The sequence below is a fragment of the Microcoleus sp. MOSTC5 genome (genome assembly GCF_036701825.1).
Lineage (GTDB): Bacteria > Cyanobacteriota > Cyanobacteriia > Cyanobacteriales > Microcoleaceae > Microcoleus > Microcoleus asticus.
Genome location: NZ_JAUBRK010000077.1, coordinates 22,188 through 32,629, shown reverse-complemented (window position 1 = coordinate 32,629; position 10,442 = coordinate 22,188). Strand labels below are relative to the sequence as shown.

Sequence of the window (10,442 nt, the reverse complement as noted above, 5' to 3'; positions counted from 1 at the left end):
AAACTCTAATTAAATGTTTTTTGGATACTCAATAATTGTCATCCAATATACCATATTCTGTTAACATAAAATTTAGATGCGTTCGCCCTGCGGTTATATGCCAGCCGAACAGTGGAAAAATCAGCCCAGATTTAACAGCGATATCTATGCTGCGGGAATCATCGGCATTCAAGCGATCGCAGGGTTAGATATTGAAGACTTTTTTCATGATAAAAAAACTGGGGAACTCGTCTGGCACTACTCAAGTGACGATAGCCCGATGGTACAAATTAACGACAAGCTGAAAAAAGTTTTAAATAAGATGGTGCGCTACCACTTTAACGATCGCTATCAATCTGTTGCTGAAGTGTTGCAGGATTTGCGATCGCTAACAGCGTTGCACTCACCACCGCCGAAACGCAGGCTGTTTTCTCGATCGATCTTTAGCTTGTTACCATTGGCAGTTGCGGGAATGACAGCGGGACTTGCAGCCCCTATTTTTTTACGCACAATTACACCTAAAACTTGTCCTTTAATCCAGGGAGATGCTTTGAGTTGCGGCGAAGAAATCCTCGTCAAAACTTCTTCACCTCGGTTAAAGCAAAAGGGAGTTGAGGAATTTGCCCAATCAAATTATCAATCGGCTTTTGATTTATTCAAAAAATCCTGGAACGAAGAAGACAGCATCGATCCTGAAACTTTAATTTACATGAACAATGCTTTCTTGCAAACTAAAAAGGCTGATTATTACACCATTGCTGTTGCCGTTCCCATCCTGAGAAATCAGTCAGGTTCTGCCGTTAATGCAGATTCGGCAAAAGAACTTTTGCGCGGCGTTGCCCAAGCCCAAACCGAAGTTAATTTAGGATTAATCGCTGCTACTGAGAGGAATCAAAACTTTCCCGGTCAAAGCTCGATCGAAGCCAAAGCTATTAACGGCAAAGGTCTGAGAGTCATCATTGCTGACGATGCGAATCTCAAAGCAGAGGCAATTAAAACAGCAAATGCACTGGTTAAACAGCAGGATATTTTAGGGGTAGTAGGTCATTATGCCAGTGAAATTACCCTATCAGCGATAGATATTTATGACCAAAATAATCTGGTGCTGATTTCTCCGGGAAGCACAACGGAAGAACTGACAGAAAAGCATCGAAAAATTTTCTTTCGCACATCCTATTCGAGTCGGTTTGCAGCTCAAAGTTTAGCAAAGTATCTGCGGTCAGTAGGTAAAAATCAAGCAACAGTTTTATACAATCCCGGCAGTTCGTCCGGTTCTTACTTTACACAAGCATTCAAAAGGCAGTTTCAAGATGACAAAAAAGGAAAAATAGTCAGAACTCGCGACTTCGATTTATCGAAAAATGAATTTAACGCCCAAACAGCTTTAAATGAAATTCAGCGAACAGGAGAAACAGCGATCGTGTTATCTCCAGACGGTCAAATTACCAATTCATTAAATAACGCGATCGCAATGGTTAAAGCCAACCGCGATCGCAATTGGATAGCCGGAATTTGGGTACTCTACAAGTGGAGAACTTTAGAAGCAGCATCCCAGCTAAAATCTTTTGAAAAACTAATCGTGTCTGTCCCCTGGCATCCCTTAAGTAGTCTTAATAAAAAATTTCCTCAACAGGCTCAAAAGCTGTGGGGAGGAAAGGTAAATACCGATACAGCCTTAGCTTACGATGCAACTATTGCACTGATTAAGGCAATGGAAATGCAACAGCAACCCAGCCGCGAAGGAATGCAGAAAACGCTTTCCAATCAGAATTTTATTGCGTCAGGAGGAACGGGAACTATTCAGTTTGGAAAGAATGGCGATCGCAAAAATCCCCCCAGCGAATTGGTGCATATTGTCAAGTGTCGAAAAGAAGAGTTTGGTGGAGCTTTTGTTCCCGTCAAATATCCGACGGCAAAAGCGGCAGGTTTAAAGTGCGATTGAACTCGTTTATGATTGTTTCTGTGCGTAATTCCTGACTTATTTGCCCAATTCTTGAGAACGCAAATAAGCTGCTTTCACTGCTTCGATCAGCGCAGAACGAAAGCCGCTACTCTCTAATTTAGCAATTCCCGCAATAGTTGTGCCGCCGGGACTTGTCACCCGATCTTTCAATTCTGCTGGGTGCATTCCCGTTTCTTGCAATAGTTTCGCCGTACCGAATACTGTTTGCAGGGCTAATTGAGAAGCGATCGCCCGCGGCAAACCTGCACAAACTCCGCCATCTGTCAAGGCCTCAATCAAAATTGCGACATAACCGGGCCCGGAACCCGAAAGCCCCGTCACCGCATCCAGCATACTCTCAGGTACTTCTACCACTTCTCCGACGGCCTGAAAGATGCGCTTTACCAATTCTAAATCAGCCGATTGAACAAGTTTTCCCGGAGCGATCGCGCTCATTCCCGCCCCCACCGTCGCCGGAGTATTCGGCATCACCCGCAGCACTCCCCGCCCCGGGAAGGCTGGTTCGAGCTTGCTGAGCGGCACTCCTGCCAAAATCGACACTACTACCGCTTCAGGCTGCGAATTAGCCGTTTCTCCATTATTTCCCTGTTTGCGATCGGCTGCCACCGCCAACTCCAAAGCTACGGTATCAAAAACTTGCGGTTTAATCGCCAAAAACAGCACTTCTGTAGCGGCAGCAACTTCTAGATTGCTGGCTGTTGTTCCAATCCCGTAGGTTTCCGTCAAAAATTGGCGCCGTTGAAGTTGTGGCTCGCTCACTAATATTTCTGAAGGCAAATAAACTTTTTGTGCAATTAAGCGGGATAAGAGAGCTTCCCCCATTACCCCGCCGCCGATCGTACCAAATTTTATGTTAGTCATTAGTCACTTGTCACTTTTGAGTTATCAGTTGTCAGTTGTTCAGTTGTCAGTTGTCATTGGTTACTTAGTTGTTAGCTAATGTTATTAATCCGCAGTGTTTATTCCACAGTTATTAGTTGTTAACTATTGACTACTGACTACTGACTACTGACTATTGACTACTGACTACTGACCACTGCCAACTGACTGCTAACTACTGACTACTGAGCCATTGGAGCTTGTTCTGCCGGCCAGACTGTAGGTGCAGGAGCAGCAGGGCGGGGCCGTCCTTGGGCTGGAGGCACTTCGTGAACCACACCAGACTGAGTTCTCACCTGCACGCAGCTAGGCGTAAACAAGAAAATACTTTCGCCAATTCGCTCTTGATGACCGTCAAGGGCATAAGTACCGCCCGCCACAAAGTCCACAGCTCTTTGCGCTTGGTCTGGGTCCATCACCGTCAGGTTCAAAACCACAGACTTCCGTTCCTTAAGGGCTCGAATTGCTGCCGGCATCTCTTCAAAAGTGCGCGGCTCCATTACTACTACTTCCGAAATCCCGTTCATAGCTCCAGGCATTCCAATCACGTTATTCATTACTGACCCTACTCCCCCGGTTGGTGCAACGACATCCATACCTGTCGATCCTACTACTGACCGCTCCCGCATTCTACGATTTTGACGACGTTCTTCTTCTGCTGCTGCGACTGCAGCGGGGTTGGGTTCAGGCGCTTGGTAGAAGTTCTGATAGCGCTCTCCTTCCGTTTCGTCGTACACGTCATCGTACTCAGGCTCATTGTTGATGCCTACAAAATCTCGCAGTTTAGAAAAAATATTCATGATTCACGCTCCTTCACGACTTTGCTACCCCGACTATACTCGCGTTGCGCGTTAGTTGCGGGTGGCTGACTACTCTATATTTAACCTAAATTGTCTTTATCAGAAGATTTCAATTATTTATCCCCTCCTAGAGCCAAATAAGGTTTGTCCTAGCCGTACCATAGTAGCACCTGCTTGAATTGCCAAATGATAATCTCCCGACATCCCCATCGAGAGCTGTTGCATTTGAATGCAGGGCAAATTTTGCTGCTGGATTTTGTCAGCAAGTTCGCGGGTGCTGTTAAATAATTCTAGGATTTGCGACTCATTTAACCCCTGTGGGGGTATTGTCATCAAACCTTGAATTTTGATATGCTGACATTTGTTGAGTTCTGGAAGGTCGGCAAGCAGTTCTGGAACGCTCCAGCCGTATTTGTCCGGATCGGGCAACATTTTGACTTGCAGGCAAACTTGGGGAGAGCAGGACTGTTCGCCCGCCAAGCGCGAAAGTCGCTGAGCGATTTTTAAATTGTCTAGAGAATGAATCCACTGGAAATGCTCTAGGGCTTTAGCGGCTTTGTTGGCTTGCAAGTGGCCGATCAAGTGCCAGTTGATATCCGGTAAATCTTGCAGTTGGCTTTGTTTTTCGGCAGTCTCTTGAACCTTACTCTCGCCAAAATCCCGGATACCGGCGTCGTATGCTTCGCGGATAGCATCAGTCGGTACCTGTTTGGTAACGGCAATTAACCGCACTGATGCAGGCAAGTGTTGGCGAATGCTGTTAATTCGAGAGGCTATGGTCATGGTTGCTCAACGCTGGGAACTGGAGGGAAGGAAAATAAAGACAGTTAGCAATTACCAAATTACTGATTTTCGTTATTGAAACGTGCGCTGGTGAATGGTCTGCAATTGGTCGTACTCTTGATATTGTCCGCTGCGACGCAGGGTTCGCAGGCGAATTTCGACCATGAGGCGAGCGTCGGAGCGGCTGATTGGTTCAAATCTCAGCCCGCCTGGGCCGTTTGTCACCAAAAAAAACAGGCGTTGGGCGTATAGGGTGGTAAATAATTCTTGGCTGTCTTCAACCTGGGATACCCTGAAGAGGAGGCCAAAGTTTGGATGATTCAGGTAAGTTTCGGTAGTCATTCAAGTTTACAGTCGGTCAATTTTAGATTAAAGATTTCGATGTTAGATTTTAGTTTCGGTGTTTGTGGGCACGGCGTTGTTAGAGGGCGGGGTACAAAGGGCGATCGCCGTAGCCATAGAATAGTCTCCGTCATGGCTGAGGCTCAATTGCCACTGGCAATTTCCCCAAACAGAGGCTCGTGCTGCAGCGTTTCCGTGCAGTTGCACATTGGGAGCACCGTTTTCGGAACGCCGAATTTCCACATCTGCATACCGTATTCCCCGCCATCCCGTGCCTAGAGCTTTGACAACAGCTTCTTTTGCTGCCCAGCGCCCCGCTAGTTGGTTGCAGGAAACTCGATTCATTTTACCTTTAATGCTGCTGTGTTGAGAATTTAGTTGCCCGCAGTCCCTTTGTTCGGCGGGCGTGTAAACTTTTTCGAGGAAGCGATCGCCAAAGCGGTCTAATGCAGCTTGAATGCGCGGAACATATACGATATCTGTCCCAAGATAGATGTTCAAGGTCTTGGATCTCTAAATATTTGTCTCCATTACTTTAGCAGGACTGTCACGTACCAGACACAACTTACTCAAATGTATGCCCGTGTTCCAAACCCCGCTCGAATCAGTCCTTGCCAATCCTTCAATATTATTCAATCTAAAATCTAAAATCTAAAATCTAAAATCTCAACTGTCCCAACCCCAAACGAAGCGGGCACTCCAGAGGACGATCAAGCACCCGAGGGCGATCCAGTCTCGGATTTTCAATTGCAACTGGTGCCATTCTACACGGTGTCGATCGGGACTGGTGAAGCCGCGAACTTTCATGGCGCTGGCTATTTGTTCGGCTCGCAAGAGCAAGTTTTCTAACAGTCGCTCGGCTATCATCAACCAAACTTGAGCGGCGCGGCGAAATCCGAGTTTTTTCCAGTTGATCGCTCTGGTTCTGACCGATCGCACTAAATTTTGTATTTCTTCCAATACTAGGGGAATGAAGCGCAAAGATAACGTTAATGTTAGCGCTATTTCGGTAACAGGCCAGTTCAAGCGGCGCAGAGGTTGCATTAAGTTTTCGATCGCGCTGGTGATTTCTTCACTGGCTGTGGTAAGGAGATAGAGGTTGGTACTGTAAATTACTGTGAAAAATAGGGTGCTGACGTTGATAGCTAAATCTAGGGATTTGCGGGTGATTTTAATCGGGCCTTGTTTGAATAAAACGTAACGGTAGTTTGTGGGTTGGGGGAGTTGATTTGAGATTTGGGATTTCGGATTTGGGATTGGGGGGTTTGAGCCTAAATTAAAAGTTTTGTACCAGGGTTTTGGCTGGGGCGGGGGTGGAAGAGTTGCGGGCTGTTGGGAAAAGGTGAATTCGTCGGCGGGGATGCGGGGCTGGTGTTCTGATGGGAGTGCGTCTGGAGCGATCGCGCTCAAGCAAAATATTAAAATGCAGAATAGCAGCAGCAGTCCCATTTGCTGTTTCCAAACCCGCAAGGGGATTGCTGCTGTTAGTGTCAGTACGATTAACATTCCTACCAGCATCAACCGCCAGATGGGATTGGCGAGTATTGGCGCAATCAGAAATGTCATCAACCAAGCTAGTTTTACGCGGGAGTCTAGCCGGTGAAGCCAGGTTATTGGTTGTTCTAGGTATAGTCCGATGGGGAGCGATCGAAGTAAGTCCATCTTGCGATTTTAGATTTTAGATTTTAGATTTTAGATTGTTTGATTGTTTGATTGTTTGATTGGGGATTGTTTGATTGTTTGATTGGGGATTGTTTGATTTATGGTTGGGATTGTTTGATTGTTTGATTGTTTTATTGGGGATTGTTTGATTGTTTGATTGTTTGATTGGGGATTGTTTGATTTATGGTTGGGATAGTTTGATTTTAGCTTAGCAATTTTTGTGGGTTTGAGATTGTTTTATTTATTTGCGATTTGCTGTTGGGTTTTTAGCAATTAAAGTTTTGATGGAGGCAACTGTCATCGCTAAAATTTCATTTGTTTCTGACATGATACTCCTCAAATTATCGACATCTACTAATTTAGCTTCAACTATCAACTCCATCCAGTACAAACATTCATCCGCTTCTTCTTCCACTCTTCTGAGTTTGGCAATTAAGTCTGCTGTCGATCTAGCGCGACAAGCTGCTCGATAGTTAGCCCCTACAGAAGTTCCTGAACGAATTAACTGCTTGCCAATTACCTCAGAAACGGTATTTTTGGGCAGTGAACTTACTAGCTTAATAACTCTTAATGCTAGCTGCTTCGTTCTTTGTTTAAACTCTTGTTCGTTCATCCGATATTTAGATTTTAGATGAAAAATTTTGCGGTAATTGGCAAGCAATTATATCATTTAACCGCCTTTTTTCTTCAATCTAAAATCCAAAATCGAAAATCTAAAATTACTTGACGCGCAGAGCTCTGTTTGTTGTGCTCATTTCTGTGGCACGAACTTTTTTGCCTCTCCAAAGCAGCCGCATTGGTGTACCGGTAAAGCCGAGGTGTTTGCGAAATTGGCTTTCCATGTAGCGGCGGTAATTTTCGGTAAAGCGTTTGGGATCGTTGACAAACAGCGCAATTGTCGGTGGCTGCGATCGTACTTGAGTACCGTAATAGATTTTGCCTTGTTTTCCTTGGCGGGTAACTGGGGCTGAGTGCCAGCTTGTGGCTTCTTCTATGACTTCGTTAATGACGGCGGTAGTGACGCGGCGTTTGTGTTCGTCGGAGGCTTTGTCTACTAATTCAATGATTTTTTCAACTCGCTGTCCGCTCATGGCGCTAACAAAAATCATTTCTGCCCAGTCGAGGAAATAAAGTCGGGTTCTTACTTCTCTTTCGTACTCGTAGATGGTGTCGGAGTCTTTTTCTACTGCGTCCCATTTGTTGACGACTATGATGCAGGCTCGACCTTCTTGGCTGATGCGATCGGCTAATTTTTGGTCTTGATCGGTAACGCCGTCAATTGCGTCAATTACTAACAGTATGACGTTGGCGCGGCGGATGGCTTTGAAAGCGCGGTTGATGCCGAAAAATTCTGCGCCGTATTCGACGTTTTTCTTTTTGCGGATTCCGGCTGTGTCGATCAGGCGGTAGGTTTGACCGTTGCGTTCTACTAAGGTGTCGATCGCGTCGCGGGTTGTGCCGGAAATCGGGCTGACTATGGCACGATTTTCTCCGAGAAATGCGTTTAACAAACTCGATTTGCCGACGTTGGGACGACCGATAATTGCTACTTTAATTTCCTCAACTTCTGGTAACGCTTCCGTGGGAAGGTGAGTAATTAATTTGTCGAGCAATTCGCCAGTGCCGTTGCCGTGAATGCCTGAAATTGGGTAAGGTTCTCCGAGTCCCAATTGCCAAAAGTCTGCTGCTTGGGTGAGTCCTGTATTTTCCGATTCGCACTTGTTGACGGCGAGAATGACGGGGACTTTTTGCAGTCGCAGCCAAGATGCGATCGATTCGTCGCCGCCGGTGAGCCCGGTTTGTCCGTCTACTACGAAAATGGCTGCGCTGGCTTCTGCGAGGGCCGCCATTGCTTGTTCGCGAATTAAAGGCAGAAATTCTGTCTCGTCGTCGAATACTAGACCGCCGGTGTCTACGACTTGATATTCCCGATCGCCCCAGTAAGCCGGTCTGTAAGTGCGATCGCGCGTGATTCCTGGTTCGTCGTGGACGATCGCGTCTTGGGTGTTGGCTAAACGGTTGACGATCGTCGATTTGCCTACATTGGGGCGTCCAATAATAGCAACTATAGGTAGAGGCATAAAAGTAGCAGCAATTAGGCTGCGCAGTAATTTTGAGCTTTAATCTTTAATTATAAGGGAATGTCACTCAAATGGAAAGGCTTATTTCTGTATTGAGGTTAGCTGTTTTTGTCGGTTTGTCCTACGCATTTTCTAGTCGTTCGGCGCGCTGTTAGGTAGCCACCCGTACTGTGGAAAATTGCTTGGCAGCTAATTTTTGCATTTTTGATTCTCTAAACTGCTCGGGGTTTGGCGGTCTTTAAATTTTTGGGAGATTTAGTCACCATTTTTTTCAACCAGTAAGGTGCAGTCTGCATGGAACCCTACTCTCTACTCTCAATCTTATTAAATAAAAGTTAAAATTTTAATTTTTATAGTTAAGCTGTGATAAATGTTTAATAAATTGTTAGACCAAATATCTAATTTTAGCGATCGGCTATTATAGAAAACAAGCAGGATTTTAGTCTGTCACACTAGATGGAAACAGTAAACTAAATTATCCTCAAAGCCAAATAAATAGGTGGTTTACATGGCTGTTATACAACTAGAAGACGGTAGGACTTATAGGGATATCGGGGCGATCGCCAGCCAACTGGCTGTTTTAAATGTTCAGATCGATCGTCTGCCAATGAGGGAAAATCCTGCGGTTCGAGAACTGCTAGCCCAAGACATTCTCAATGTAACAGAAAAACAGCAGATACTCGCAGCGTTTCAAAGCGAGTTTCAACAGTTCAAGCGTGCAGACGGATGTCAGTGGTGCGACTTAAAAGTGCTGCACCCCGGTTCGCCACAGATTTACCCGCTTATGGCTCAAAGCAATCGCACTCACACCCACACAGATCCAGAAGTTCTTCACATTTTAGCTGGGGAATGTGTTTTTGGGTTTGTGTATTCTAACGGCTGTCAGGTACAGTTAATGCTGGAAGCTGAAGAATACATTAAAGTGCCAGCAAATACCGAACATTGGTTTTATCTCACTCCGTCGTTGTACTTGAAAGCCGTGCAGTATTACACCACTGCTCAAGGGTGGGTTCCTCAGTACACCAACAGGAAGTTAAAAATTAAAAACTAATGTAGTGCGATCCGTGCACACCTTCGTAAAAACTCAATGTAAGGTGCGTACTGCGCACCTTACTAAAAACGAATGTTACCCATGAAAGGCTATCTAATCCAGTGGTGTGGCTATTTCAATTTCTTCGCAGCGCTGCAAAAGCGCTTCTATTTCCTGAGCTAAAAAAATCACTTCCGGCCAAGAAGAACCGTTAATTAAATCTTGAGCGTGAGCTAATTTGTTTCTCAATGCTTCTGCTGATTTTAAAAAACGCTCTCCGTAGCGTTTGGATTTGAGTCCCAGCCGATCGACTATTTCCGCAGAAGTTAGGATTAAATCTCGCTTGTCGCAAAATTGCAGGTAATCGATTAAGTCAATTGCTTCATTTCGGGATCGCCCCAATTCCCAAAGGTGTTTTGCCGCTACGATGCGATCGCTTTTAAGCAATTTCTGCCAAGAATCTTGGGGAAAGTAAATCCGCACGATCCGCAGTAAATTCATTTCGAGAAGCGTCACCAATCCAAACAACAGCATCCGCACCGGTGCTTTTTGCAAATCGCCGCAGGTAACAATTCCGTTGATCCTGTTGCTTTCCAATACAAATAATCTCGGTTTTTCTCGCAGCAGTGGGAGCAATTCCATTAAAGGAGTGGCAGCGGCGATTAATTGTGAGGGGTGAAAAATTTGCTGGTAGTCGCTGCACTTGCCTTTACCTAAGTGCGATCGTTCTACATAGCCGCAAACCGTGCCGTTTTCTTCAATACCGAGCACGTCAAAATCGCGGGCTTCCATCCACGATCGCAATTTGGCTGCGTCTTCGCAAGCGGGGACAGCTTTCAGCGGTTCCGCGAGGTATTTAACTGTAATGCTGTCTTTGAATAAATCCCGCAAGTCGGCGGAGCTTGATTTTAAATGTTTCATCG

Annotated in this window: 11 protein-coding genes; 2 read left to right on the top strand and 9 right to left on the bottom strand. The window is 45.5% G+C overall.

What is annotated here, in order from left to right; all coding sequences use genetic code 11:
- Window positions 1-76 precede the first annotated feature (76 nt).
- On the top strand, window positions 77-1,921 hold the full coding sequence (locus QUA54_RS29675) for an ABC transporter substrate-binding protein (RefSeq protein WP_333418088.1): 1,845 nt from the start codon (window positions 77-79) through the stop codon (window positions 1,919-1,921).
- 36 nt (window positions 1,922-1,957) lie between these two features.
- On the opposite strand, the gene proC is transcribed toward QUA54_RS29675, so the two are convergent.
- The 8 genes from proC to der form a co-directional block, all read right to left on the bottom strand.
- On the bottom strand, window positions 1,958-2,803 hold the full coding sequence (proC, locus tag QUA54_RS29670) for a pyrroline-5-carboxylate reductase (RefSeq protein ID WP_333418086.1): 846 nt from the start codon (window positions 2,801-2,803) through the stop codon (window positions 1,958-1,960).
- A 200-nt stretch (window positions 2,804-3,003) separates the two neighbouring features.
- Complete coding sequence (locus QUA54_RS29665; RefSeq protein ID WP_333191520.1) at window positions 3,004-3,621, bottom strand: cell division protein SepF; 618 nt, start codon at window positions 3,619-3,621, stop codon at window positions 3,004-3,006.
- Between the two features lie 117 nt (window positions 3,622-3,738).
- A complete protein-coding gene (locus QUA54_RS29660) occupies window positions 3,739-4,404 on the bottom strand; it encodes a YggS family pyridoxal phosphate-dependent enzyme (RefSeq protein WP_333418084.1) in 666 nt (221 codons plus the stop codon).
- A gap of 72 nt (window positions 4,405-4,476) precedes the next feature.
- Window positions 4,477-4,746 (bottom strand): transcriptional coactivator PipX, encoded by a 270-nt coding sequence (gene pipX / locus QUA54_RS29655; protein ID WP_006634205.1) that lies wholly within the window; start codon window positions 4,744-4,746, stop codon window positions 4,477-4,479.
- 42 nt (window positions 4,747-4,788) lie between these two features.
- The gene (acpS, locus tag QUA54_RS29650; protein ID WP_172190292.1) at window positions 4,789-5,247 is read right to left on the bottom strand and encodes a holo-ACP synthase; all 459 of its coding nucleotides are present in this window, start codon (window positions 5,245-5,247) and stop codon (window positions 4,789-4,791) included.
- 165 nt (window positions 5,248-5,412) lie between these two features.
- Window positions 5,413-6,408, bottom strand: coding sequence for an energy-coupling factor transporter transmembrane protein EcfT (locus QUA54_RS29645; protein ID WP_333418082.1), 996 nt, complete (start codon window positions 6,406-6,408; stop codon window positions 5,413-5,415).
- A 241-nt stretch (window positions 6,409-6,649) separates the two neighbouring features.
- On the bottom strand, window positions 6,650-7,021 hold the full coding sequence (locus tag QUA54_RS29640; RefSeq protein WP_333418080.1) for a four helix bundle protein: 372 nt from the start codon (window positions 7,019-7,021) through the stop codon (window positions 6,650-6,652).
- Window positions 7,022-7,127: 106 nt separating this feature from the next.
- A complete protein-coding gene (gene der, locus QUA54_RS29635) occupies window positions 7,128-8,489 on the bottom strand; it encodes a ribosome biogenesis GTPase Der (RefSeq protein ID WP_333191526.1) in 1,362 nt (453 codons plus the stop codon).
- Between the two features lie 508 nt (window positions 8,490-8,997).
- On the opposite strand from der, the gene QUA54_RS29630 reads away from it, so the two are divergent.
- On the top strand, window positions 8,998-9,540 hold the full coding sequence (locus tag QUA54_RS29630) for an acireductone dioxygenase (RefSeq protein ID WP_333418078.1): 543 nt from the start codon (window positions 8,998-9,000) through the stop codon (window positions 9,538-9,540).
- 93 nt (window positions 9,541-9,633) lie between these two features.
- Here the strand turns inward: QUA54_RS29630 and QUA54_RS29625 are convergent, their stop codons facing one another.
- Entirely contained in the window at window positions 9,634-10,440 is an 807-nt protein-coding gene (locus tag QUA54_RS29625; RefSeq protein WP_333418076.1) for a hypothetical protein, read from the bottom strand.
- Window positions 10,441-10,442: the final 2 nt, after the last annotated feature.